Source organism: Methanoculleus marisnigri JR1 (assembly GCF_000015825.1).
Classification (GTDB): domain Archaea; phylum Halobacteriota; class Methanomicrobia; order Methanomicrobiales; family Methanoculleaceae; genus Methanoculleus; species Methanoculleus marisnigri.
The window spans coordinates 116,992-142,135 of record NC_009051.1 but is presented as its reverse complement, the minus strand read 5'-3'; the positions used below and the strand labels follow the sequence as shown (position 1 = coordinate 142,135).

Sequence of the window (25,144 nt, the reverse complement as noted above, 5' to 3'; positions counted from 1 at the left end):
GGTCCCTCAGAAGAGAGAGAGTGAGCTTGGCCAGACGAGAGGCAGTGTAAGTGACCAGAAGAGGAGCCCGGCGGAGGCGACGATGAGCACGGCAAAGATGACCGGGTTCCAGGCGAGGACCTTGCGCCCGTCGAGCACGCTGATCGGGAGCATGTTGAAGGTGGCGATCATCGCGTTGATCCGGAGCCCGACGAGACCCACGAGTGCGAGGAGCCCGCCGCCACCGAAGAGCATCAGCGCCGCAAACGGTATGCAGAGGAGGAGGTTCGTGATCGGGCCCGCCGCCGATATCCGTCCGTTCTCCGTTCGTGTCGCGTTCCCGTAGACGTAGGTCGCTCCCGGCGCCGCAAAGACGACCCCGACGAGCGCCGCCATCACCACGGCGACGAGGAGCATCTGGTTATCCTTCTGGAACTCCGCCCAGTAACCGTAGCGCATCGCGGCGAACTTGTGCGCCAGCTCGTGCAGGACGAAGGCGACGCCCACCGTGACGAGCGACATCGCGAAGTAGAAGACGAGAATGTCAAGGGAGACCATGCCCCTGACGAAGATCAGGGTGAAGGCGATCGAGATGGCAAGCCACGCGATCAGGAGATCCCGGCGTTCGCGTGGCGGTATTCGTTCGAGCATATTCGGTACCAGGTTTGTCCCGGCACGATAATATCCTTCGCCTCGCCGGGCACGACCCGTCAGGTTTATTCACCGGCCGCGGTCAATCATGTAGTATGTCCCTAGATGCCGTCAGGAACGAGATCCGCGAGATCGACGAGAAAATCATCGATCTGGTTGCGGAACGGCAGAGGCTTGCGACGCAGGTCGCGAGGATCAAGCAGGAGGAGGGTCTCTCCATCCATGATCCGGCGCAGCGAAAGATCGTCCTCGACCGGGTCTTCACCTACGCCGTCGAGAGCCGGATCGACCCGGTCGCCGTCCGGAGAGTCTTTGAGATCCTGGTCGATATGAACGAGGAGCGACAGCGGGAGTGCAGCGGGGACGGCAACCTGCCGTGAGAGGAAAAAAGAGTTACAGGGTGAGCATCGTCCCGACGCCCTGGTCGGTGAAGAGCTCGAGGAGCAGGTTGTGCTCCCGGTTGCCGTTCACGACGTGGGCGCTCGCGACACCGTTCCTGACCGCTTTCATGCATCCTTCGAGTTTCGGGATCATCCCGCCGGCGATGACCCCCGCACCGATCATCGCCTCCGCTTCGGTGAGCGCAAGGCGGTGGTAGACCATCGTCCGGTCGGCGTCCATCACTCCGTCGACGTCGGTGAGGTTGACCAGCTTGAACGCGCTTAAAGCGATCGCGATCTCGGCGGCCGCCGTGTCGGCGTTGATGTTCAGGCTCATCCCCTGCCGGTCGATGGCGATCGGGGCCACCACCGGGATGTAGTTCTGGGCGAGGAGGCAGTGGAGCACCTCGGGATCGACCTCCTCGATCTCCCCAACCTGGCCGAGATCCACCTCCTGCATGACCTCGCCGACCTGCACCCGCTGGGGATCCATCTTCCGGGCGATGAGGAGGTTGCCGTCGTTGCCGGAGATCCCGACCGCACGGGTGCCGCAATTCGCGATGAGGGAGACTATGCCGTCGTTGATCTTGCCGACGAGAACCATCTGGGCGATCTCGAGCGTCTCGGGATCGGTGATCCGCAGCCCCCCGACGAATTTGGGCTCTTTCCCCATCGCCTGCATTTTCGCGGTGATCTCCGGCCCCCCGCCGTGGACCAGGACGACCTTCATCCCGACGTAGCGGAGAAGGACGGCGTCCCGGATCACCGTCTCGAGGATGCTCTGGTCGACCATCGCGTGGCCGCCGAGTTTGATCACGATCGTCTTGCCGTAAAACTTCTGGATGTAGGGGAGTGCCTCCATCAGCACGTCTTCTCGTTTCATGTCGTGTACTTCCCGTTGATCTCTACGTACTTCTCGGTGAGGTCGCACCCCCACGCGGTCGCCTTCCCCTCGCCTGCCGCAAGGTCGAGGTCGAACGTGACGGTCGCACCGCGCATCGCGGCCTTCGCCGCTCCGAGATCGGCGACGATCTCGCCGCGGCGGACGAGCGGTATCTCCCCGACCCGGAGCGAGACGGCGTAGGGATCGAACTCCACGCCAGCTCTCCCAGCCGCCGCGACAACCCGGCCCCAGTTGGGGTCCTCGCCGTAGACGGCGGTCTTGACGAGCGGGGAGGCGACGACCGTCCGCGCCACGGCGGCGGCGGCGTCCTCGTCGGGGGCGCCGCGGACGGTCACCTCGAGGAGTTTCGTCGCTCCTTCGCCGTCGCGGGCGATCTGGACGGCAAGGTCGCGGCAGACGGCCTCGACGGCCTTCGCGAGCTCGGCCCGGTCAACCCGGCCCGCGGCGCCGGTCGCGGTGCAGAAGGCAACGTCGTTCGTGCTCGTGTCCCCGTCGACGACGACCCGGTTGAACGACCGCCGGGTCGCCTGCCGGAGGATGTCCTGCAGAACCGGGGCCTCGACCTCGGCATCGGTGTAGATGAACGCGAGCATCGTCCCCATGTTCGGGGCGATCATACCGCTTCCCTTGGTGATCCCGCCGACGGCAAACGACTCCGTTTGGACGAGGGCGTGTTTGGGGAAGGTGTCGGTGGTCATGATCGCCCGTGCCGCCGCATCCTCGGCGTCGGCACTCCGGGCGAGGAGCGGGGCCGCACGCCCGCACTGGTCGCGGATGAGGGGAAGATCGAGGTAGCGCCCGATCACCCCGGTGCTCGCGACGCCGACCGACCCGGGGTCGAGACCCAGGGGTCCGGCCGCGATACCGCACATCTCCACCGCGTCGCGGTAGCCCCGCTCGCCGGTGTAGGCGTTCGCGCACCCGCTGTTGACGACGACGGCGTCAAGGGCACCCCTCTCTATCCGCTCCATCATCACCTCGACCGGGGCCGCCCGCATCTTATTCGACGTAAAGACCCCGGCCGCGGTCCCGCTCGCCCGGATCAGGGCGAGCCCGTACTTTCCTTCCCTGATCCCCGCGGCGGTGACGCCTTCGACCGCACAGATGCTCTTCACGATTTCTCCCCCGAAGACGCCCCGAGGCCGTGGACGATATCCGCCCGGGTGACGATCCCGACCAGGTTGTCGTCGCGGAGCACCGGGAGGCGTGCAATCCCCTCGCGGAGCATCAGGGAAGCCGCATCGGCAATATCCGAATCCTCGCCGATGGCGATGACCGGGCTGCTCATCACCCGCCGCACCTCCATGTTGCCGATATCGGTGAGCGCACGCTTCGTCCGCTCCCAGTTGATGAACTCCCTGACCGGGACCTCGATCACCTCGAGCGGCGAGGGGAGCCAGAGGTCGTCGGAGATGTCCCCGGTATCGAGGAGCGAGAGGATATCCGTCTCGGTGACGATTCCCGCCACCCGGTCGCCGTCCATCACGGGAAGCCCGCCGATGTGGTACTTCCGGAGCAGTCCCGCCGCCTCGCTCACCGTTGAAGCGACCCGGACGGTCACGGGGTCCGGGGTCATAACGTCTCTTACCTTCATCTTCATCACCTCAGGGGAACATCCCGGCGGTGCGCAGACCGGTGTCTTCCGCAAACCCGCACATCAGGTTCATGTTCTGGATCGCCTGGCCGCTCGCGCCCTTGACCAGGTTGTCGATCGCCGAGACCGCGACGACCCGGTCGCCCTCGCTCTCGACGGCGACGTCGCAGAAGTTCGTCCCGCGGACGGCCGCGAGGGTCGGTTTCTGGTAGCGGACGAAGAACTCGTCGGCGTAGAACTTCTTATAGAGCGCCTCGACCTCGTCCTGCCCCATCGGCTCGCGGAGGAGGATATGGGCCGTCGTCAGGATGCCCCGGTTCACCGGGAGGAGGTGGGGCGTGAAGTAGCACCGGGCGGTTGAACCGAGCCGGGCGGCCTCCTGCTTCATCTCGGCGAGGTGGCGGTGGCTCGTCCACTTGTAGGCGCTGAAGTTGTCGCCGACGTTCGGGTAGTGGGTGGTCGCGGAGGGGGAGGTTCCCGCGCCCGAAACCCCGGTCTTTGAGTCGTAGATGATGGTGTGGGCGAATTTTGCGAGCGGCGCCGCCGCAAGCGTCGCCCCCGTCGGGAAGCAGCCCGGGTTCGCGACGAAGGAAGCGCCCCTGATCTCGTCGCGGTGGAGTTCCGGCAGGCCGTAGGGGGCCTCGAAGTAGGCTTCGTGGGTCACGCCGTAGATCTTTTCGTAGACGTCTTTCGGGAGGCGGTAGTCGGCCGAGAGGTCGACGGTCCTGATCCCCCGCTCTGCAAGCGTCCCGGCAACCTTCATCGCCGCGGTGTGCGGGACGGCGAGGAAGGCGAAGTCGGCGTCGATATCGCCGGCTCCGGCGTTCCGGAAGACGAGATCGGTCAGACCCCGGAGATGGGGGTGCACCGAGGCGACGGGGGTGCCGTCCAGCTTCCGGGATGTCGCGGCGACGACGTCCGCGGACGGATGGTGCAGCAGGAGCCGCATCAACTCGCCCCCGGTGTATCCGGATGCACCGATAATCGCAATTTCCATAAGAAGAGGGTGTCTTTTATAGAATCTTAAGGCTTTGCGGTGTAGCGTTCGTAGAGCCGGGCGGCCACGGACTCGATCTCGTCTCTTCCCTCGAGTCCTTCGAGGAGATCCGGCGGGAGAGCGGATCTCCCGTAGACGGCGCCCGCGTATGCCCCGCAGATGAGCGCAATGGTGTCGGTGTTCCCGCCGACGTGCGCCGCGGTGGTGAGGAGGGCCGTGACGTCTTTGATCCTGTTGATCAGGAAGAATGCGAGCGGAACGGTCTGGTAGACGGTGACGTCGTTTCCTATCACCGAGAGCGCGCTCTCGAGGCTGATCCCTTCGTTTGCCAGGCGCACGGCGTCGCGGATCTTGTTGCCGAGGGCGACGTCTTCGAGGCCGGCATGCTTTTCGGCGAGCTCGAGGGCGTCGGAGCGGCCGCGGACGGCGTGGTGGACGAGCATCGCGACGGTGACCGCTCCCGCATGCGCCCCCGGATGGGTGTGGGTGACGCTGCAGGCCTGGACCACCCGTTCGGTGACGTCGATGGGGTCGCCGTAGAGGAGGCCGAACGGGACGGCGATCCCGGTGCAGCCGGCGGTGTCGGAGGAGACGCCGCCCGGTTTGCCGCTGGAAAGAAGGAGGTGGCGGCACGCGGCGTCCACGGCACCGTCGGGGAACCGGAGTTCCTCGTTCATGTACATCCGGGCAAGGGCGGCAGCGTAGGCACTCTCCGAGTAGGTGTCGTCGGCGAGCATCTCCGCCACAAGGAGCATCATCTGAGTATCGTCGGTGAACTGCCCGGGTTTCAGCCCGGTGTTCGGGTGCCCCCGCCAGGCACGGCGGTATCCTTCGTGGAGGCGCTGGAAGTCGGGCGGCGTGCTCTCCCGCGCCATGCCGAGCGCATCCCCGATGGCGGCCCCGAGGAGGCAGCCCTTGAACTGATCGAGCATTCGAATAGTAACTCTCGTAGGGTTGCTCTTAAGGGTTGTTGTTCGGCGCGCGGGGGACGAGAGAGAATCGCTCCCGCCGGGCATCTCTTCTCGGACGCTTTTTTTCGGCAACCGCAAGGCCGGGGCATCCGGATTACAACCATTCGGGCTGACCTGGTGCGGTTGGGGTACCCTACCCGCTCCCGCATGGGCTCCGGTCAACGTCGCGGCACAGCGGTGACATCGATCTGTTTCATCCATTCGGGTAGTTGTCCTACCCGATCAACGGATGATACCGTCCCGTTGGGTATGTCGAGGATAATTTTGTAGTTCTCCCAGCCGGTGGTATTGACGGTGCTCTCCCGGCCGACAGTCTCGCCGCCGGCATCAGTAACAGCGGTGACCACTCTATAGGACTCGATACTCTCCCGTGCCGCAGGGCCGGAGTCCGACGCCGCCTGCCGGAGAGGGGGAAGACTGATGAATGCCACCGATTCTCCCGTCTCGTTGAATACACCGGCCTTGAAGATGTAGCCTCCCTCGACCAGATCCCGGACCTCGCTGTCGTTTCGCAGTATCCGGGTCATCCGGTCATACCCGGAGACCCGGTCGATCCCGCCGTGTGCGGCTTCGTCATCACCGGCACAATCCGTACTCACCGGGGGGAAAGCGAAGAGGATTGCAGAGAGCACGGCGGCAAGCCCCAACAATACTCCCATTATCTTCTTTGAGTCCATCGGCCCTCCATGGTTGCTGCCGGAGGATTGGCGGGATCAAACATCCCATTCCCGGAATACCCGGTTCTTTCGGGTACCCTGGAAATGGCCCCTCCCTTATCCATAGTCAGCTCCCAAAGTCGTTCAGGTGCCTGGAGGCAGGGGAGCGTACCTCCGAGCCACGCTCACGGTGCGTCCTTCCCGCGGGACCTCCGGATGAGGACGTACCCCACCGCGAGCACGAGCACGGCTCCCAGGCCGCACGCGAGAAGCACGGGGTTGTAGAAGATGCTGTACGCACTTTCGGAACCGTGATACGTCGTCGTATCTCCGGGCTCCGCCAGCACGGCCTCCCGGCCCTCCCCCGCATCGGCCGGAGGTTCTCCACCCGGAGATGCGCACGCTATACCGCTGCCGGCCAGGATGAAGAGCAGCAGGGCGATGCAGATCAGCCCTCCCCGGCCGGTACCGTTTATGAATTGTCTATCTTTCATCGATCTTCACCTGCCGGTGTGTCCCGGGATACCGATCCCGGTATTCACGATGGAGACGTCAACGTTCCTCTACATATCTTTTCTGTGCCGCACGTCTACACGTCGGGTCATTCGGATCGACACTCCACTCAAAAACGGCCTTAACGCACCGGGAACCGGTGTTGCGCAGGATGGGGAGGTGCCCGAATGCCGGGCGACCGTCCAGCATTCCGGACATATGTCCGAAAAACCGGACGTTCGAGAAGACCATTGAGATCCTGAGGGAACGCCTGACGGAGGCGCTGCGGGAAGAGGGGGGTGAGAGAGCAGCCGGCTCATAGCCGTTCCGGCCATCACTCGACGATCGATGAGGCGACCTTCGTTATCTCGTCCACGGGGAGTTTTCCTGTCATGCAGAAAGCGGCATCGTTCCACTCCCACCGGAACAGCCAGAGAGAGCCCTCCGAACGGTCGTCGTTCTCGTAGACCAGATGGCCCTGGATGCCGTTACCCTGGACGATCCGCTCCTCATTCCCGGCGACCGTCGGGCCGGGGCACGGCGCGTCCGCGGCCGAAAGCCTCGTTACCCGGAGGTCGCCGGCGGTGCCGGTGTAGGTAAGCGTGACACTGCCGTCGGGGGAGCGGACGGCGCTCTCGAAGGCGTAGCCTTCGGGCAGGTAGGACGGTTCGGGGATATCGGGGCCGAAGACCTCGCGGGCCTCGGCAAGCGTGCCCGCGTGTTCCGGTACGGTCTCCTCGGTGCCGGTGCAGCCGGCAGCGGCAAGGAGGCAGCAGAGCAGGAGAAGGGCAGGGAGAATATTCTTCATGATGGTTCCTCGGGATATCCGGTGCGGAAGAGAGCCGCACTCCCCTGCGGGGGGCCGGCTCCGGCATCCACACCGGGAGACTTTCTCCCCGGCCCTTATACCTTTTCTGTGCCGGGAAGCTACTTGTCCAGCCCCGGCAACCAGGACGGCAAGGTTAATCCAGACTGTAAAGACACCTGAAAACCTCCCCCGTCTCAGCATCCACCCACACCGCAGCAGGGAACGTCACCCCTCGCGACCGATAGTAATCGTCGGTAAACCGGACGTGCCATGCCAGACGAATGTCGTGAGGCTCCTGGAGACCCGCAGGGTAGTTCAGGTCCACCCACTGCTTCTCCGAAGAGAGTATCTGGACCCCTCCGGCACCGTTTTCAGTCATAACGTCCGCTACAATTGCGCCTGCTTCGGATTCCGATATCTTCGCCCCTGCATCGGTCGGTACCTGACCTTCCGGCATCGTCCATGACTTGTAGTAACTCATGACACATCCGGTTGCGGGATGAACGGTGACGGTTATGCCGTCCGAGAGACAGCGCACCCCGCCGATAATCCGGGAGTAGCGTATGAGGTACTCTCCGGGGAGCCCCTCCGCATGAGGAACTACGTACCGGGCCGTTACCAGTGCCAGATCCTGACCGTTATCCCGTTCTTCGATGTAATCGGAAGCAATCTGCTTTGCTCGCTCTAACGAGATCCGCCCCGGATCGGGGTCACTTTCTCCGGTTCGGCCGAATGCGGGATCCAACTCGTCCGGTTTCCCGCCCCGGCACGACCCGAACGCCACGGCATCCATCAGGCTCTTTACGAGGGTTGCAACCCGGGCCCCGGTAACTTCCGGAGAACCCCCGGTCCCGGACGGCGTCACGCAGACGTCGGTAGCCAGGGGCCAGAATTTCGGGATGACGTCCCGTTCGTCGTAGATGACGTGCACGATCTTCTGCTCCCCGCCGACCTCGACCGTCCCTGCCTGGCCGATGACGAGCGACGTCGAGCCGCACCGGACCGTCCCGAGGATCACGTCGCTGCCGACGGTGAACGCGGCGGAACTCCCGGGCTCGCCGGCGACGGTTCCCTCAAAACGCCATGTAGAAGGAAGGGCGACTTCAAACGTGCCCGACTCGTTCCTGACGAAGGCCCGGGCGCCTTCCGCAACGGGGCCCGGCACCGGTTCGAGGTCGAGCACGAACTCCCCGCCGGGGAGGCGGAGCGTCACCGGACCCCCCGAACCCGCGTCGGTGACGAACGCCGCCGGGTCGGCGGTCACGAGGTCGTACTTCCGGAGGGGCGGAAGGCTTGTGAGGTTCGCCCCGCCGGCCGGCGGAACCGGGCTGAAGTACACGGGATCGGTCACGACCACGTCAACCGTAGGGCCGGACGGCAGCCCCGGCGCCACCACGTATCCGGCGTCGGGGAACGTCACGTTCTCATCGAGCAGGATCATGCCGGGGTGCTGCCGCGCGATCTCCTCAGTGATCGGAACCCTCTGCGGGGTTTCAATGGCCGGATTGTACATCGACATATCCCGGGGCCCGACCCACTCGTCGAAGGTATCGAGCCAGTTCGTGGTTCCCCCGGTGGAGGGCGCCGGAGCGGCGGCGGAACCCGCCGGGAGGAGGAGCGCCAATATCAGGAGTATTTTGATTCCCTGCATACCCGGTCACCTCATTGATTGAGAGGGATCTCGGCATTCTTCTATAAACGATTTCTGTGGCGCGCGTCTACACGTCGGACCTGCCGGATTGGTTCCACGTCAGAAATCGGTACCCTCACCCGCATCAGTACTTCATGTACATCCCAAGCACCGCCGATCCGCCATCGGCCGTCGGGATGAGGGCCACGAGCCTGCTGTACTCGTCCAGCCGCTGCGTCGACGTCCATGACGCGGCTCCGTCCTCATCGAACCTCTCCACCCGGAGTTGAGCACCGCCGTAGTCGTTCTCGGCGAGGGCCGCCGAGAGGTACCCGCCGTCAGGGGTCCAGGTTACGGGAGCCGAGGCGTTTATCGCGTTCTGCCGGAGGATGCTCCCGTCCTCGCCGAGCGAGACCTCCAGAACTCCCGCCGGTTCCGCACCCGTGAACCCGGCAAGCAGGCTGTAGCCGCCGGTCACGTCCTGCCGCACTGCCGAGATGAGGTACTGTTCTCCGGGGCTGCCCTGGACCGTCGTGTTCCAGACCGGTGCACCCCGGTCGTCGAACTTCGCCGCTATGACGGTTCCGGGCGCCCCTGCTGCTTCCCCGGCGACGAGGCATCCTCCCGCCGGATCCGGGACGATGATCGGGAGTGAAACCGGACTCACGCCTCCGGCCGGCTCCTGCCAGGCGACGCTGCCGTTAGCGTCGATCCTCGCAACCTGGTCGTCACCAGCCGCGATCCAGCCTCCGGCACCCGAGGGTGCGATCGCCCAGTAATCCCCCTCCGCGGCAAGGTCCGTGCGGTGCCGCTCGCTCCCATCTGCGTCCGTCAGGATGAGGAGGCCCCGGGAGGCCGCGACGGCGAACCCTCCAGCACCGGCAGGTGCGATCCCCGTCCCGCGGCGGTCGTCCGGTGTCGGGTAGGTCGTATTCCACGTCACCGCCCCTTCTCGATCGAGGAGGATAACCCGCGGCGTCGGATGAAACTCGCCTGCATCCGAGACCGAACCGGCAATCGCGTAGCCGCCGGGAACCTCGACGATGGAGAATGCTTCGTCGAACCTCCCGCTGTCGATGACGGTGAACCACTCCCGGTCCCCGGCATCGCCCAGTTTCAGCACCCAGACGTCCCCTTCCAGCGTGCGATGGCCCGGGGTCAGCGGCCGGTCGAGGCATCCGGCAACGACGGTCAGCAGGATGAACGCGGCAACCGCCGCAAAGATCCGGAGGTTTCTTTTGGTCGGTGTCATCGCTTCATCCTCCAGTTGCACCTTCACCCGGGCTGCCCATCACGATGCCCGCAACCAGGCAGACAGCCGCTGCACCGAGGAATACCTCCAGGTACAGCCCGGCCAGCAGACCGAGCGAGAAGAAACCCCGGTACCCGATCTCCCCGGCGGTTCCGATCGCTGCTGCAAGGGCATCGAAGAGTATGCCCAGGAGGGGCAGTTTTTCCGCGAAGACCGGCGGGGCGGCGCCGGGTAATCTATCGGGACCCACGAACTGGGCAACCAGGAACGGCAGCTGAAGCAGCGACCCGGCTGCAGCACATAGTCTTCTGCCGTTCGGAGCAACGTTCCCGAACAGGAAACACGCCGTCGCCACGGCGGATGCCGAGACCGTAACCATCGAGAGCAGGATTATCCCGGATACCAGCGGAGTGGCGGGAGCGCCCGCGTAAACCGTGGCGATCGTGCCGGACGCCACCGCCACGATCCCTATCCCGAGCGAAACCGCCGGGCGCCGCTTTTCCTGTCCCAGCTTCCCGACCAGGGTTATGAGAGCGAACGGCCACGCGAGGACGAAGGCGACGGCCGGAAAGATGAGCAGACTCACGGCGCGTCCTTCCCGCGGGACCTCCGGATGAGGTAGTAGCCCACCGCGAGCACGATCACGGCCCCGAGAGCACACCCGAGGAGCACGGGGTTGTAGAAGATGCTGTACGCACCCCCGGATCCCCGGTACGTCGTCATATCTGCGGGTTCCGCAAGCACGGCCGGCGGTGTCTCGCCGTCCGTCGGATCGATCAGCACATCAAGTTCGAGACTGTCAGGGTCGACAGTTCTGACCTTGACGGGGATATCTTCAACTCCCAGTTTTTCTGCCTCTCCGTTCAGCATTGTGTATATCTCGTCCACCGCAACGCTGGCTTTATCCCGAGGATATTCCTCCACAATACCGATTCCAACATACCCTTCAATATCGTAGCCAAAACCGATAACAGGGCCATCCGGGTAAAGATAGGGTTTTACTGAGTCGAACGTGTCGCTTGTGAGATTCTCCAGGAAGTTATACCATGAACGACGGTGTTGAGCGTCTTTGAACTCTGGTAGATAGCCTCGCGTATCAACGACATGTTCGCTTGACCTGAGGAATTCAACGGCCGCGGTATATTCGTCATCCGTAAGTTCTGCACGTTCAACAGTTATGTTATATCCATCGGCAACCGGATTCGCAGAAGCGGGTCCTGGACAGACCGATGCCGTCAGCAGAAGTACAACGATTACCGGCAGGAGTTGCCGTTTTTTCTCCATTTCTTCACCTCATCCAGGATCGCTATCTACGATCTTACCGGCACAAAATCTACACTCACCGGCAGCGGTGCCAGGAGCAGAGAGAATGCCTGTATTCCGGTTTTTGGTTTCATCTATTCGAACTCCGTTTTCGTTCGTTTGAGATAGGAGAGGTGCATGTTTGAGAGCGCAGAACGCTTACGTTCCCTTTGCCTCCGGGCATGCAGGGTTCTTCATCCGGGCGTCGACTGTGGATAGGGGATTTCAAACACAAGTGGGCGCCGCACGCGATACCTAACACGTTTTTAGGCCGTTAGAACATATAAAATCGATACCCATCGTTCGGCTGGAGCCGAACGCATCATAAACCTCTGGATTAGGTCGGCAGTCCCGGAAACTGCCATCTTCCTGCCGCCATAAGTAAATCGCAATGTTAAAGGTTCATTCGGCTGGAACCGAACGACCACAGTGGGTTTTATACGATTTCACCCCGGATCCAGATATGGTTCCGGATGCTCCGAACCCTCTGACGTGATCAAATGCACTCGAAGACATGGATATGGCTCGGTATCAGCGCCGTTCTCATCCTTGCTGCGGCAAACCTCGCCATACTCACCGCCTTTCCCCCGGGACAGCAGCACGCGCAGGAACCGCTCAAGCGGGTGAACTGGATACTGCCGTTCGGGCCGGGGTTCGAGTACCGCGGCCCCTGCGAGAGCCCGGTGATCGTCTACGACGGAGTAAACGAGACCTGGCGCCTGCAAAACGCCGCCGCCTGGAACCGGACCATCTCCCTCGATGACCGCTACAGCCTCGATCCGGCACATCCGGAGGATATCCGGTACACTCCCGATATCCTAGTCGAGGGCGACAGGATCAGCCTCGACTTCTTCATCCGGAACCTCGCGGGCGAAAACTGCGCCCATGCCGACCTTACCGTGACGACGGGGACCGCGAGCCTGAACGCCACCACGGGGTCGCCGGAGGGGGATGTCCTCCCCGGCGCCGCGACTGCGCTGCCCGTCGACGACCTCGCCGCCGGGGAGTGGCGCGAAGTGCGGGTGACGGCGGACCTCCCGCGGCCCGGCCCGGAGGAACTCCTCTACCTGACGATCGGTCTTGCCGCCCCGTATACCCTCACGACCCCGAACGGCACGCCGATCATCTTCGATCTCCGGGAGATGAGCAGCGTCGCCTCGGGCCCCACCCTCACCGGCGGGGACGCGATCGATCCCGATTACAACAGGGCCCGCCTTCCCCGGGCGTCGGCGACGTTCGTCGTAGCGGGGAAAGATGCACCTGAACCTGTTCTGCCGCCGACCCTCCGGGCAGTGTGACGGGATTCGCCGAATACCCTCTTTTTCGGCCTTACCGGAACCCTCCGGGTTCCGGAATGCTTCTCTCTCCTGGCGGAAGAATACCTGATCGTTTCGGGCCAGGCCCGCTGACGGAGAGATTTCAAGGTATGGAAGAAATTGCGCTCGATCGGGACGACATCACCGCTCTCTCCTCCGACGTCCGGGTCATGATCCTCAAAGCGCTCGATTCCCGGCCGATGACGGTCAGCGAGCTCGCCGATCGACTCGGTCTTGCAAAGTCGACCGTCCACCAGCACCTTGCCGTTCTCGCCAGCGCGGATCTCGTGGCCCACGCGAGCGCCCGGAAATGGCGGGACTACACCCTGACGGAGAAGGGGCGGCGGATCCTTCATCCCGGGAGGGATCACCGGATCACCATCATCCTCGGCACGTCCCTGGTTGCCGTGACGGCCGGAGCGCTCTGCGTGACATCATTTCTCCGCGGTTTCGCCGTCCAGGGAGGAAGCGTCGTCCGGGAACCCCTCCTCCTCTACGCGGGTGAGGCGCTCCTCGGCGTGACGGTCGTGCTCTGGTACCTTGCGATGCGGTGCCGGCGGAGAACCACCCCTATACCGGCGTAGTTTCTCTCTCAGTCGCATAAACGCCTGCTCCTGGGGCGTGGGACCGGAATCCCCTGCCTCACCCCGGTGCCGCCTAACTTTCGATGAAGTCGATCAGATAGTAACTCCCACAATACTCCACGATCTTCCCCCGGTAACTCTTTGCGATACGTCCCGCCTCGTCTTCGGATAGCGGCACCTCCAGGCCGCCGCTATGGAGGGTCTCGTTCACTGTGGGGAGTTCGGCGAAATCGGCATCAGTGAGCCGGGCGATATCGTACCCGGCGCTCCGGAAGTCGGCCTCGGTCCAGTTTGCAGGAAGATCGAACCCGTAATATTCCGCCCTCCCGTTGCTGATATTGTGCAATATGAGGTAGTAGCCACTCAGCATTGCGGGCGGCCCTTCCGGGACGACGTCGGCGGAAGAGTAGACGTAGTGGAGAACTCTCTCTGGAGATACGGTGTCGTGCTGTTTCGTGCTCTCCACGTAATATTCGACACCACCGATCCTGAACAGGGCGAGAAAAACGCTGTCGCTGACGGTCAGAAGCGCCGCGCCCCCCCTGTCAAGCGTGCCGGAGAAGGAGTGCCTCCCCGCACTGCGGGATTCGGGGTCGTGCAACGACTCCTGCAGGTCCGCCGTGTAGGGCAGCCCGGCGATGTACACGATCAGCGGTTCGCCGCTGAGTAGGCGGTCCCGGATTGCCTGCGTATCGTAGACCACAAGGTCGTAGCGCCGGACTGACGACGGGATCCCGAGATCGCCGGGATCCCGGGTCGAGGCGTCTCTTTTCTCCGTGAAAGAGTCGATATGGACCAGGACCCGCTCCTGCGGGGTTGTGGTATCGGCGACCTCCGTGCCGGGTCCGAAAACCGCAAAACCTGCCGCCAGCACCGTAGCCACGGCAACCAGAAGCAGAGCCGGGAGCAGGGGATTTTTCTGGATCATTTCAGCACACCACATGCGATCTGTTCTGAGGGGTGAGGGGCAAGCCCGCTCCACCCCTTCCGGGAACTATTGCCGGCACCTGTACTCACCACCAGCAGGGGAAGTTGATCCCCGACCTTAACAATAGGATGCGACAACACCCTTCGTTTCAGTAATTCTCCGCGAGTTATCATGGTTGGCATCGCCATAAAAGCCATCGGTTGCCGAAAATTGCAGCCAGGCCGTTTTCATGAAACACCCCCACATAACGGTCTGATAGTACCTGTTATGTTCGTAAAATTGGTAAGCTCTGTTATAGGTCTCTGTTTGGTTGGGTGCATATTCATGGGCCGCATCAAAAGCATGTCCCAATTCATGCATGGTTACAACCGCTCTGTCTTTGAGCACAGCGTCATAGGTAGAGGGATCGTCTGCCATCTGCGCCCATGCATATCTGCAAAGGCTGGGGAAGTCGTAGCCCCCTGAGGATCCAACTCCTTCAAATTCGATGGAGTCATAACCGCCCAAATACAAGCCGAGATCCGCGGATTTCGAATTTAGGTATGATTCGGGGAAATATTTTTTGAATGTTGAGAGTGAAGAGTTGATAATCTGCGGATCGCTGGAGAGCTGCTGTGCCTTCGAAGTATCATATATGGGCACGATGTTCACTCCGAGGGTGTTAAAGTCATAATTGCAATACTGGATGATGGCTGCCGCTGTATCCTGCCAATCAGGCTCGTCTGTCATCCATTTGCTATCGGTAGCAACAAGAACTCTCACAGTGACAGTTGCACGCGGATCAGCCTGTTCTTCAAGCATTTTCTTCAGCGCATATGCTTTTTCGTCGATTGCATGAGTTGAAAGAAGATGGGAGTCGATGGGGATCGTGTCGCCTTCGGGAACAATATCCTTTGATGAGTACACATATTGTAAGAACGCACTTGACGATTTCGAATCTTGCATCGAGGTGCTTTCGATGAAATATTCGGTGTAATCAATAACAATTCTGCCCAGCAGAACTTTGTTACCAACCGTAAGAAGCACTTGGCTATCTTCAACACCAGCGAGACTGCCGGTGAAGGAATGGATCCCTTTAGCAATAGCTTCTGTATCAATCGTCGTCTCCTGTAGATCCATCGTGTAAGGCTGCCCTTCTAGGTACACTGTTAGTTGATCACCATGAAGCAGATATTCCCGGATTTTTGGCAGGTCAAAGACTACTAAATCGTAGTTCTTTATCGAAAAGGGAATTTTCACGTTGACCGCTCTTTCATCAACAATTCTCATCTCTGTCAGATCCCCAAAGTGGACAAGAGCCTTCTCGCTAACGGATCTGTTAGACATCTGTTCACCTCCACTATTGGAGGCTGAAGCACTCACTACCGGCACCAAAACCACGCTCACCAGCATTACCGCCAGGAGCATGGAGAATGCCCGCAGTCCAGTTTTTCCTTTCATGTAACCTACCTCCATAACATTCTAGCCCAGAGGCAGGAGAGGCACATGTTTAAGTACGCAGAACGCTTACGTTCCCTTTGCCTCCGGGCTTGCGGGGCGCGTCATCCGGGGCGTCAACCGGGGATGGGCGACCCCCGCACACAAATGGGTACCGCACGCGGCACCCAATCCGATTCTGTGTCATGAGACCATATAAAACCGGCAGCCATCGTCCGTTTTTTTCCGAATTCATCTTAAACCCTCTCATTGTGGGGCGATCGCACGGCAGTGTGCCCCCGTCCCCGCCAGGGGGTGTGCCCGAAAGGATGCACTCACCCGATCTCTGGAGAACCGGTTCGGAACAGAAAAACCCAAACCTTTTCTTCGCTGAGGGGGGAGAATGGTACCTCCCGAGATTTTCCCCCAGTCGGCCTCTAAGGCCGGATAATAGCGGGATAGGGTGGCCCGAGGCCAGGCGGTGACGCCCAGACTGATGTTGTGGTTCAGTTCACTTCCTCCGACTTGCCTCCCCCGTGGAAAGAGGCGATGCATATCGAGCACGGGCGACGGGGACTCCCCTTCAGGGCCATGTCGTCAGGACCACGTAATACGCACCCTCGTACTCCATGAGCGGGTACAGCCCCCTCCCCTCTCGGGGACCGTAGGCATCATGGAGCGCCTTGCTCTCCGTGTACGAGACCTTAGTTCCCCCGATGACACGTTGATCCCGGTAGCCCCACTCCCACGCCGAGGGGTTCCGCTCCTCACCCCGGATGACTGCGGCGAGTTCGGGGTGCTGTTCGAAGTCCTGCTCAGTCAGGGGAACGATCACGCTCCCCCCCGGCTCCGCTCTCTCCATAACGTAGAACATCGGCTGTTCCCCAGAACTCTCGTGAGCGTAAATGATGAGGGCGTCGGCGAGCATGAGGCCGAGCGCGATGGCGATGACGCCGGCAAGACCACAGGCGACGACGAGGGCCGCCGTTTTGAGCCGGTTTCTTGATTTCGGATTTTTATCTTCTTCCATTCCAATAGCACCTGTTTTGACCCGATTTTAGGGGATCAGGATGAGAAAGTAGTAATACGCACCCTCGTATTCGATGTACGGCTGGTTTCTCGCCTCGACATCGGGACCAAACGACTCGATAAGTACTTCCCGTTCTAGGTATGTCACCGGAGCGCTCCCAATCGTTCGCTCGTCGAGGACACCGTACGGTGTGTCTCCCGAATACCAGGGTCCGGGACCCCGGTTGTCGCCCCGGATTGCGGAGTCGAGCGCCGGGTGCTGCTCGAAGTCTTTCTCGGTCAGGTGGATGATCGATGCATTTTCCGGCGGCAGTTCGCCCCTGATCTCCCAGACGTCCAATCTCGGGGATCCACCGCTTGCTTCGAGCCAGTTGAAGAGGGCGGTGCACATGAGCACAACCATCGCAACGAGGAGGATGACGCCGATGAACGCCAGAACCCCCTCGATAACCAAACGTCTGTTGACTTTCGACTTCATGATCTCCTCTATGCTTTTCACCCAATCTCGCTGAAATAGGATCGTCCTATTTCCATTCACCTTTGTTGATGTATTCTGCTCCCGATTCCTGTACCGCCCAAAATCATAGGGTCGCCGGGGTCCCGGGGCGGCATCCCGCTTATAGCGCAGGCGTGTTCGCCATCGTCACCAGGGGTTTCCCGTCACCGGAAGAGAGTTCCAGCGTGCCGTTCCAGACCCAATACGTTCTCGCTTCTCCGAACATCGACTCGATCATCTCCCGTGATTCGCTCGCCTTTCCGGGATCATCATCTTCCGCAATAAGCATGGCGACGGGGCCGAATGATATCGATGAGTCGTCTGCATCGTACTGCGCAAATAACTGAATTCCGTGGATGATTCCGGTGATCATACCGTCCGGCATAAACAGTATCAGGTCGTACGTCCCCTCCGGTGTCAGGAGGCCGGGTCCATCCGCCGCCCGGTGCTGTTGCAGATACCAATCGACCGAGACCAGTGAAGGGGGCATCCGGGTAAACGACATGATGGAGTGACCGTTCTCGTTCATGATGTCGAGTTGAGCCCCGATTATCCGGTAACCGTGCGCCTGTTTCAGGAGCGAGGAGTACCATTCGGGCAGTTCGACCCATCCCTCCGCCGGCCCGAACCGAATGGTATCCCCGGACGCTTCATATGTCCCGCAGTAATCGGTGCCCGCGGCGGTCCCCCGGAACTGGCTTTCACCCAGAAACTGCAATGAAATCTGGTCGGTACCGGGGTCCTGAACGGCCCCTCCCGTATCGTTCCGCGGGGACCAAAGATACCACGCTTTTCCTTGGAGCGGTTGTGTCTGACTGGTGAAGGAGAGGATCTCCCTTCCGGATGCATCGAACAACCGGAGGCAGTCTCCGTCTATTGTGTAGGCTCTCGTTTTCTGGAGCAGTGTGAAGAACACTTTCTCTTGGTCGAGCACCTCAGGGGTCGAGGTCATCTTTGTCGATTCTATGTCGTGGATCCTGAGCGTGCTGCCGGAGAGGTCATGGCCGCCGAAGAAGATGTTGCACCCGGAGGTGCCGCTGACCCGCCCGGCGTCGGTGAACGCGATGATTGGGTCCGTTTTCTCGATGACGGGGACCTCTCCTTCCTCCGTCCAATAGGAGGTAAGATGCCATGACCGCCCGGATAGCGGGGATTGATTATCATTCGCCAGCAACGATGGGTTTCCGTCCGGCGGCAATCGAGTATCGTCCCGGGCCCCTGCAGAGTGCGTGAAAACGAGAACTCCCAGGCAGACGACGAATACGAGCAGTCCGGCGAGAGCGACCCTCACGGCCCGCCGGGAGTTCTTTCGCATGGGTTCGCCCGTCAAAGATAAAGCCCCCCGGGAGTGACATGATATTCGGCCGGGATCGGGATGAACCCGGATGCTGTGCCTGGCACGGTCGCATTCACCGTCGTCGTCCAGACGTTCTCCTTTATCAGGTGTTTCATGCCTCCGCCTCCCTGGTACCTGAGGTTGAACGTGATCGGGGTGGCGTTCTCCGGCGGCGGGATGAAGCCGTCGAGGAAGACGACCGTGGTGTAGGTCCCGCCCGATGACCGGCTGAATTCTTCGACGCTCACATTTTCAGGGGTCGCAAGCACGGGCACGAGCAGCCGGGGTTCTTCTTTCTTCTCGAACTCACCAGACGATACGGAGATACCGGGCCCGTAGCCGTCCGTGGTCGTGAACGCAAGCATCTTCCCATACGGCGTCTCCCGGATCGCCGTCCGCCATCCGAAGGCCTGATAACGACTAGTAAGCACCTCCTCCGACATCGCCGGAACACCATCCACATTCGCCGGGATCGGGACCATGACCGTGGCGGTGCCGTTCACGGCAAGACTGGATAGGCCGGTGATCTCGATCGCGTAGGAGTTATTCGGTGAGATGATCTCGACGAACCCAACAGCAAGGAAGATGAGGAAGATCATCAGGGCGAGGATGCAGACCGCGGCGAGCCCGATCAGTATAGCTTTCCGGATTTTCTTACGTTGCTCGTTCATCATTTCACCAAAAAAGGTTTTGGTTAGTGTGTCGCGTACTCGACGAGACCCATGTTATACTTGAGACCCTCTTTCAAGAGATCTTTGGTTGTCGACTTGACCCAGTCATCTTCTCCCCACCCAAAAGGAATAGTCACAATCTTCAATTGAAGTCCAGAATACCTTGCTGAAGAGTAGGATGCTAGAGATCGCGCACTCGAAGCGGGGTCAGATATTACGACCCAGGTATTAGGGGCCGACACAAGAGCCGCTTTAAACCCATACTCAGGATCGGTGAACTTTTCCTGCACGTATCCCTCATAAAGGGTATGCGTCGCCAGCTGTGCCGGATCGGCTACACCCTGAGTATGCCACGGCATGGACAGATCGCTCATATAATGCATCGACCAGGATAGGCACCGCCAGGCAGACTCACTATAGGGGTTCGACCTCATCTGGGTCCTCGCTTCATTTGCGTAATAACTGCATTTATCCGGGGCGTTGCTGAAGAATGGGGCACCGTCCAGATAGTGCTCGACCATCTGCTCAAGACCCCAGGTATCTGGGTCTCTCGAGTTTGCATCCAATATTTTTGTCTGTGAATATCCCCAGCCCCTCTTTTGCCCGGCAATCCCAGCAAGGGCATTGTGAACCCCGTCAGGATTCTCACCAATTGCACCACCCCACATGGGGCTTATCTGACGAGAAGTGTCCGGACAATAGTAGGTAAACACACTGGCGATTACCGATGCCAGTAGTTCCCGCTTTTCTGTCTCTTCCAGCGCTGACGTTCCATCCCAGATCTTCTTCAGTTCTGCGGTGGTCTCCTCAAATTTGCTCTCTGAGTATGTCTCCTCTAACGCTTTGAGCACTATCGTTTGCTCATCGGGGGATAGGTGCGCGTAATGATCAAGCGCCGCCTCATCTTGCAGAAATGAACGCTCAAGAGTAACCTCCCCTGCGCTCGCTGTCGATATAAGTGCTACACAAAGCAGCACTCCCAAGAGGATGGATATTCTTCCAATCCTGCGTAGTTCATTCATGATTGTTCTCCTCGATTCCTTCCAGGAGGCAGAAGAGGCACACATTTTAAGTACACGGAATGCGTACATTCCCTTTGCCTCCGGGCATGCGGGGCTCTATCATCTGGGCGTCAACCGTGGATGGAGGGACCCCCGCGCACACTCGGGCACCGCACGCGGCACCCGGTACGCTTTTAGGTCATTAGAACATATAAAACCCGCAGCAATCCGTCGGATTTTTCCGAACAATACAAAAATGTTTCTATAGGATGACCATCCACAGATTGGCTACCTACCCAGCGGGTGTATTCCGGACGAGTCCGCTTCGTAAGGGACTATACGTGCAAAACCAGGCTTTCCGTGAGCCGTGCTGCACGTCGACGGCAGCACCACCGCCACGGGATCGGATCGCCCTCACCATCCGGGACCGGATCGCAAAGTTTAAGGTTTATTCGGCCAGAACCGAACGACGACAGCGGGCTTTATAAGATTCCCCCTCGAATTCGGGTTTAGTTCCGGGTGCAGGAATGCCCGGGCGCTCCTTGAGGGATACTTATGAAACCATGGATCTACATGCTGGCAGCACTCTTCCTGCTCGCGGCTCTGCCTGCTGTCGCCAGCGCCGCACCACCCGCGCACAACTATGACTGTTCGGATACGACGCCGACGGCCTACGACGCACGGGTGGATCAGGCAGCGATGTACTACTCCAGCTCGTCGTCCACGAATGCACACGCATCGACGGCTTACGGTCAGTTCAGGTCGGATGCGGTGTTCTTCTTCAACGGCCACGGCCTCTACTACGACGACTCGCATAAAGGCGGTGGGATAAAGTTCTCCTCGAAATCCTGGATACTTGCCGACACCGACGGCCACTACCCGGGAAACGACCGGTACTACATAACTGACTACGGGACCGACATCAGGGATGTCCTGCTCGCGGTCTACCTCGCCTGCCATACGTCCCACTACAACCCTTACAACGGAGATCTTCTCCAGCAGACCATGAACAAAGGCGCAGACATCTGCCTGGGGTTCGACGGCGAGGTCGAGGTCGAAAACGGAAAGTGCTGGTCCGGGAGCTTCTGGGACCGGTTGCGAAACGGGGAGACCGTTGCAAGCGCCGCAAGCAATGCAAAGGACGACTGCTACTTGCACTGGCCGTTCGGTTACCATGGAGTGGACACCTACGAGATCTCCGGCAGTTACAACAGTTATCTCACTCCCGCTCGCTACGGAGTCTATTAATGAGGTGATTCAATCATGAAACGGATATACATTGTTGCAATGCTATGCCTCGTCGTCGCGGTCTCGATCGTGTCGGCAACTGATGCCAACGCCCCGATCGGGGTGGATACCGCAAAAGAAAAAGCACAGGACTTTCTTAACGCACCCGACGCAACCGTCCAGTACCAGAAGACTGAACGCCTGAATCTGGGAGAGTACTATGTCTTTGGTACCGGAGACGGACAGGTTTACGCCAACGCCCGGACCGGGGTGATCGAACGTGCCACGTTCGACTCCGCACGGAAGGATTGCCGCGATGTCCGGCTGGATCGGGCCGCAGCCGAAGTAACGGCAAGGGCCTACGCCGAAGAGAAGTACAGCGGCTTTGCGAAGAAGAGTATGCAGCTTACCAGATCGGACCTGGTTTCTCACGGTGATGCGGGCAGCGAGTACTCGTACATCTGGCGAGAAGAGATCAGCGGTGTCCTCACGCCGAACACGGTCGTCGTGAACCTTAACCCGAGCACCGGCGAGATCGTCTCGTACATCGGGATCCAGCGGGAGATCAAATGTTCGCTTGAGCCAAAACTTTCCCGGGACGAGGCGCTGAAGATCGTAGCCGGGCAGTTCCCGGGAATCCGGGTGACCGGTGCAACGGCCGACCTCTCCGTCGAGTACACCCGACCGGACGTACAGACGCTGACATGGGTGATCACGATGAGTGGCGAGCCGGAGGACCACGTTCTCCAGGGAGGGCTTGTCGTTATCGACGCACAGACCGGAGAAGTGCTGATGGTGAGTCCATACCTCTAAATCACCTCTTTTCCTAATGTGATACAATGCACTCAAAGACATGGATATGGCTCGGTATCGGCGCCGTTCTCATCCTTGCTGCGGTAAACCTCGCCATACTCACCGCCTTTCCCCCGGGACAGCAGCATGTGCAGGAACCGCTCAAGCGGGTGAACTGGATACTGCCGTTCGGGCCGGGGTTCGAGTATCCCGATCCCTGTGAGAGCCCGATCATCACCTACGACGCCGATAACGAGACCTGGCATCTCGAGAACGCCACCGCCTGGAACCGGACAATCTCCCTCGGGGATCGCTACAGCCTCGACCCGGCCCGCCCGGAGGATATCCGGTACACTCCCGATATCGCAATCGAGAGCGACAGGATCAGCCTCGACTTCTTCATCCGGAACCTCGCGGGCGAAGACTGCGCCCGGGCCGATCTTGCCGTGACGACGGAAACCGCGAGCCTGAACACCACCACCGGGTCGCCGGAGGGGGATGTCCTCCCCGGCGCCTCGACCTCGCTGCCCGTCGACGACCTCGCCGCCGGGGAGTGGCGCGAGGTGCGGGTGATGGCGGACCTCCCGCAGCCCGGCCCGGAGGAGGTCCTCTCCCTGACGATCGGTCTTGCCGCCCCGTACACCCTCACGACCCCGAACGGCACACCGATCGACTTCGACTTCCGGCGGGCGACCGTCACCATACCGGGTTCCAACACCTCCTGGAAAGAAGAGATCGACCCCGGCTCTACCCCGGACCCCAACCTCAACAGGGACCGCCTCCCGGGGGGATCGGCAACGTTCGTCGTAGTAGGGATAGGTGCACCGGAACCGGTCCCACCCCCGACCCTCCGGGCGGAATGACGGAGATCGGCGCATCCTCTTTTTCGGCAGTACCGGGACAGTTCCGGAACGCTTTTCTCTCCCGGCAGGGGAGTACCTGATTGTTTCGGACCAGACCCATATCGGAGAGATTTCAAATCATGGAAGAAGTCACGCTCGACCGGGGCGATATCGCTGCACTATCCTCCGACGTCCGGGTCGCTATCCTCAAAGCGCTCGATATCCGGCCCATGGCGATGAGCGAGCTCGCCGACGGGCTCGGTCTTGCAAAGTCGACTGTCCACGAACACCTTGCCGTTCTGGCCGATGCGGATCTCGTGGCCCACGAGAACGCCCGGAAATGGCGGGACTACACCCTGACGGAGAAGGGGCGGCGGATCCTTCATCCCGGGAGAGACCACCGGATCATCTTCCTCCTCGGCACATCCCTGGTTGCCATGACTGCCGGGGTGCTCTGCGTGACCTCGTATCTCCGCGGTTTTGTCGTCCAGGGGGGGAGCGTCGTCAGGGAACCCCTCCTCCTCTACGCGGGCGAGGCGCTCCTCGGCGTGACATTTGTGCTCTGGTACATCGCGTTGCGGTGCCGGCGGAGAACCGCCCCTATACCGGCGTAGTTTCTTTCCTGTCCGCACAGCCGCTCTTCGGCGACGACTTCCCCTTCTACGTCGCCACCTTCAACCTCCCCGTTTTTCGATCGGGATCGCGCCTCCGTCGGCTCGGTGGAGAGCACGAGCCCCATCCATCGATGCGGTCGACCCCCTCAGCCGGGTAACCACACCATTTGCGATGATCATCGTCGGGACGATGCACGTAACATTCCTGGCGTGGGAGATGGTCGACAACTGGCGGATCTGCGCGGCAAGTGTCGCCCCCCTCCTCACCCGGGTCTTTGCCGACGCCCGGCATACCTCTCAGATCGTCTTTGTCTCGACGAACGGGTCGTCTGTTACGGTTCCGCTGATGACGACGGTGCTACTGTAGGGCAGGAGGGGACGCAACCCGATCACCGACCATCCCTGGTTTAACTACGAAGAACTCGATAACCCCGGGAACACACAGGAAGGGGGATCTGCCGATCGGTACGCCAGGACCTGATCGCCGGCATAGTAATACTACAGATACGGCTGGATCGTTCAGCAGTTAAAGGGCTGTCTCTACTCCCTCGGTTGCCTTAATCAGGTAGTACCCAAGTCCCCTCTCCAGATCGACCTGCTCCTCCGGGGGCAGTGTCGATTCCCCGCAGGTATCTTTCTGACCTCTGTAACAAACCGGGTCTTCTCTTCTTCCGACAGATCCGTTGCGGCATCTTTGACAAAAGCCCAATCTTCTTCGGTCGGCTCACATATCTCCGGTCCGATATCCCTCCACGACGAGAGGATCGGGACGGCCTGCGGGGGTTTCGAATCCCCGGTTGCCCGGATGACAGTCAGGTTCCCGGCCCGCCCGGGCTCTTTTGCCGGGGTGGGCTCCGGGGCTGGCATCTATACCAGGTCCTGCAGAGGCTGTTCACTCTGCAGCAATTGAAGAATTAACTGGAGGGAACGACCGCCAGATTTTGTAAACGTCCCCGTCGTAGGTCACAATAACCTGTAAACCTTCGAGCGGTTCGTGCGTAGTGCTATTGAAGCGATCGATGTAGACCATATGGTGTTCTTTAAGCCTTCCCTCACGTACGTCAGAGACGGTGAGCTTTCCGACGGTGATCCGGAACGAATCATTCTCAATTGTTTTAGCAACTCCCGGATAGGAAAGGGCAACGATGACCGCATCTGCTTGAGAGATGGGTTCTGTAAGTGAAATATTGATATATTTCGATTGATTCACCGGTTGCTCTTCAACGCAACCCGTACAACAAAAAAGGAGGACTGAGATGATTACCATCAACCCTAT

29 protein-coding genes are annotated in these 25,144 nt (G+C 60.6%); 8 read left to right on the top strand and 21 right to left on the bottom strand.

The genetic code is table 11. The annotated features are described in order from the left end of the window. Positions 1-6: 6 nt before the first annotated feature. Complete coding sequence (locus MEMAR_RS00750) at positions 7-630, bottom strand: site-2 protease family protein (RefSeq protein ID WP_011843012.1); 624 nt, start codon at positions 628-630, stop codon at positions 7-9. Positions 631-725: 95 nt separating this feature from the next. On the opposite strand from MEMAR_RS00750, the gene MEMAR_RS00745 reads away from it, so the two are divergent. Continuing rightward, a complete protein-coding gene (locus tag MEMAR_RS00745; RefSeq protein WP_011843011.1) occupies positions 726-1,010 on the top strand; it encodes a chorismate mutase in 285 nt (94 codons plus the stop codon). 13 nt (positions 1,011-1,023) lie between these two features. Here the strand turns inward: MEMAR_RS00745 and argB are convergent, their stop codons facing one another. The 12 genes from argB to MEMAR_RS12850 form a co-directional block, all read right to left on the bottom strand. Continuing rightward, positions 1,024-1,893: an acetylglutamate kinase gene (argB, locus tag MEMAR_RS00740; RefSeq protein WP_011843010.1), complete on the bottom strand. Its 870-nt coding sequence runs from the start codon at positions 1,891-1,893 to the stop codon at positions 1,024-1,026. Continuing rightward, entirely contained in the window at positions 1,890-3,029 is a 1,140-nt protein-coding gene (gene argJ, locus MEMAR_RS00735) for a bifunctional glutamate N-acetyltransferase/amino-acid acetyltransferase ArgJ (protein ID WP_011843009.1), read from the bottom strand. Before argJ ends, argB begins: the two co-directional genes overlap by 4 nt. Continuing rightward, positions 3,026-3,508 (bottom strand): CBS domain-containing protein, encoded by a 483-nt coding sequence (locus MEMAR_RS00730; RefSeq protein WP_011843008.1) that lies wholly within the window; start codon positions 3,506-3,508, stop codon positions 3,026-3,028. Before MEMAR_RS00730 ends, argJ begins: the two co-directional genes overlap by 4 nt. Before the next feature lie 10 nt (positions 3,509-3,518). Then, complete coding sequence (gene argC, locus MEMAR_RS00725; protein ID WP_011843007.1) at positions 3,519-4,505, bottom strand: N-acetyl-gamma-glutamyl-phosphate reductase; 987 nt, start codon at positions 4,503-4,505, stop codon at positions 3,519-3,521. Positions 4,506-4,531: 26 nt separating this feature from the next. Continuing rightward, complete coding sequence (locus MEMAR_RS00720; RefSeq protein WP_011843006.1) at positions 4,532-5,437, bottom strand: ADP-ribosylglycohydrolase family protein; 906 nt, start codon at positions 5,435-5,437, stop codon at positions 4,532-4,534. Positions 5,438-5,634: 197 nt separating this feature from the next. After that, positions 5,635-6,153 (bottom strand): hypothetical protein, encoded by a 519-nt coding sequence (locus MEMAR_RS00715; RefSeq protein WP_011843005.1) that lies wholly within the window; start codon positions 6,151-6,153, stop codon positions 5,635-5,637. 164 nt (positions 6,154-6,317) lie between these two features. Beyond that, on the bottom strand, positions 6,318-6,626 hold the full coding sequence (locus MEMAR_RS00710; protein ID WP_011843004.1) for a hypothetical protein: 309 nt from the start codon (positions 6,624-6,626) through the stop codon (positions 6,318-6,320). Between the two features lie 332 nt (positions 6,627-6,958). Continuing rightward, complete coding sequence (locus tag MEMAR_RS00705) at positions 6,959-7,432, bottom strand: DUF4367 domain-containing protein (protein WP_011843002.1); 474 nt, start codon at positions 7,430-7,432, stop codon at positions 6,959-6,961. A gap of 154 nt (positions 7,433-7,586) precedes the next feature. Beyond that, the gene (locus tag MEMAR_RS00700) at positions 7,587-9,083 is read right to left on the bottom strand and encodes a peptidase M12 (RefSeq protein ID WP_011843001.1); all 1,497 of its coding nucleotides are present in this window, start codon (positions 9,081-9,083) and stop codon (positions 7,587-7,589) included. 124 nt (positions 9,084-9,207) lie between these two features. Next, positions 9,208-10,314: a hypothetical protein gene (locus tag MEMAR_RS00695; protein WP_011843000.1), complete on the bottom strand. Its 1,107-nt coding sequence runs from the start codon at positions 10,312-10,314 to the stop codon at positions 9,208-9,210. 4 nt (positions 10,315-10,318) lie between these two features. Continuing rightward, positions 10,319-10,900, bottom strand: coding sequence for a hypothetical protein (locus tag MEMAR_RS00690; RefSeq protein WP_011842999.1), 582 nt, complete (start codon positions 10,898-10,900; stop codon positions 10,319-10,321). Further along, positions 10,897-11,598, bottom strand: a complete 702-nt coding sequence (locus MEMAR_RS12850; protein WP_011842998.1) for a hypothetical protein — start codon at positions 11,596-11,598, stop codon at positions 10,897-10,899. Before MEMAR_RS12850 ends, MEMAR_RS00690 begins: the two co-directional genes overlap by 4 nt. Positions 11,599-12,116: 518 nt before the next feature. On the opposite strand from MEMAR_RS12850, the gene MEMAR_RS00680 reads away from it, so the two are divergent. After that, positions 12,117-12,914 carry a hypothetical protein gene (locus tag MEMAR_RS00680; protein ID WP_011842997.1) on the top strand — a complete coding sequence of 266 codons (798 nt, stop codon included), beginning with the start codon at positions 12,117-12,119 and terminating at the stop codon, positions 12,912-12,914. A gap of 128 nt (positions 12,915-13,042) precedes the next feature. Further along, positions 13,043-13,516, top strand: coding sequence for a winged helix-turn-helix domain-containing protein (locus MEMAR_RS12385; protein ID WP_052291837.1), 474 nt, complete (start codon positions 13,043-13,045; stop codon positions 13,514-13,516). 73 nt (positions 13,517-13,589) lie between these two features. Here the strand turns inward: MEMAR_RS12385 and MEMAR_RS00670 are convergent, their stop codons facing one another. From MEMAR_RS00670 to MEMAR_RS00640, 7 genes are all read right to left on the bottom strand, one after another. After that, a complete protein-coding gene (locus tag MEMAR_RS00670) occupies positions 13,590-14,444 on the bottom strand; it encodes a hypothetical protein (RefSeq protein WP_011842995.1) in 855 nt (284 codons plus the stop codon). A gap of 117 nt (positions 14,445-14,561) precedes the next feature. Beyond that, positions 14,562-15,884, bottom strand: a complete 1,323-nt coding sequence (locus MEMAR_RS00665) for a zinc metalloprotease (RefSeq protein WP_187147928.1) — start codon at positions 15,882-15,884, stop codon at positions 14,562-14,564. A 559-nt stretch (positions 15,885-16,443) separates the two neighbouring features. Further along, positions 16,444-16,890: a hypothetical protein gene (locus tag MEMAR_RS00660; protein WP_011842993.1), complete on the bottom strand. Its 447-nt coding sequence runs from the start codon at positions 16,888-16,890 to the stop codon at positions 16,444-16,446. A 27-nt stretch (positions 16,891-16,917) separates the two neighbouring features. Further along, entirely contained in the window at positions 16,918-17,367 is a 450-nt protein-coding gene (locus tag MEMAR_RS00655) for a hypothetical protein (RefSeq protein WP_011842992.1), read from the bottom strand. Between the two features lie 139 nt (positions 17,368-17,506). Further along, a complete protein-coding gene (locus tag MEMAR_RS12380; protein ID WP_011842991.1) occupies positions 17,507-18,700 on the bottom strand; it encodes an META domain-containing protein in 1,194 nt (397 codons plus the stop codon). A gap of 11 nt (positions 18,701-18,711) precedes the next feature. Next, positions 18,712-19,395, bottom strand: coding sequence for a hypothetical protein (locus MEMAR_RS00645; protein WP_245526621.1), 684 nt, complete (start codon positions 19,393-19,395; stop codon positions 18,712-18,714). A gap of 20 nt (positions 19,396-19,415) precedes the next feature. Continuing rightward, a complete protein-coding gene (locus MEMAR_RS00640) occupies positions 19,416-20,414 on the bottom strand; it encodes a phospholipase C/P1 nuclease family protein (protein WP_143706281.1) in 999 nt (332 codons plus the stop codon). Between the two features lie 534 nt (positions 20,415-20,948). Here MEMAR_RS00640 and MEMAR_RS00635 point away from each other — a divergent pair. The 5 genes from MEMAR_RS00635 (at position 20,949) to MEMAR_RS00615 (ending at position 24,235) form a co-directional block, all read left to right on the top strand. Beyond that, entirely contained in the window at positions 20,949-21,641 is a 693-nt protein-coding gene (locus MEMAR_RS00635; RefSeq protein ID WP_011842988.1) for a hypothetical protein, read from the top strand. A gap of 15 nt (positions 21,642-21,656) precedes the next feature. After that, positions 21,657-22,433 carry a PepSY domain-containing protein gene (locus tag MEMAR_RS00630; protein WP_011842987.1) on the top strand — a complete coding sequence of 259 codons (777 nt, stop codon included), beginning with the start codon at positions 21,657-21,659 and terminating at the stop codon, positions 22,431-22,433. Between the two features lie 26 nt (positions 22,434-22,459). After that, positions 22,460-23,275: a hypothetical protein gene (locus MEMAR_RS00625; RefSeq protein ID WP_011842986.1), complete on the top strand. Its 816-nt coding sequence runs from the start codon at positions 22,460-22,462 to the stop codon at positions 23,273-23,275. Positions 23,276-23,394: 119 nt separating this feature from the next. Further along, positions 23,395-23,868: a winged helix-turn-helix domain-containing protein gene (locus MEMAR_RS00620; RefSeq protein WP_011842985.1), complete on the top strand. Its 474-nt coding sequence runs from the start codon at positions 23,395-23,397 to the stop codon at positions 23,866-23,868. A gap of 172 nt (positions 23,869-24,040) precedes the next feature. After that, on the top strand, positions 24,041-24,235 hold the full coding sequence (locus MEMAR_RS00615; RefSeq protein ID WP_011842984.1) for a hypothetical protein: 195 nt from the start codon (positions 24,041-24,043) through the stop codon (positions 24,233-24,235). Positions 24,236-24,760: 525 nt separating this feature from the next. On the opposite strand, the gene MEMAR_RS12575 is transcribed toward MEMAR_RS00615, so the two are convergent. Beyond that, positions 24,761-25,135 (bottom strand): hypothetical protein, encoded by a 375-nt coding sequence (locus tag MEMAR_RS12575; protein WP_011842982.1) that lies wholly within the window; start codon positions 25,133-25,135, stop codon positions 24,761-24,763. Positions 25,136-25,144: the final 9 nt, after the last annotated feature.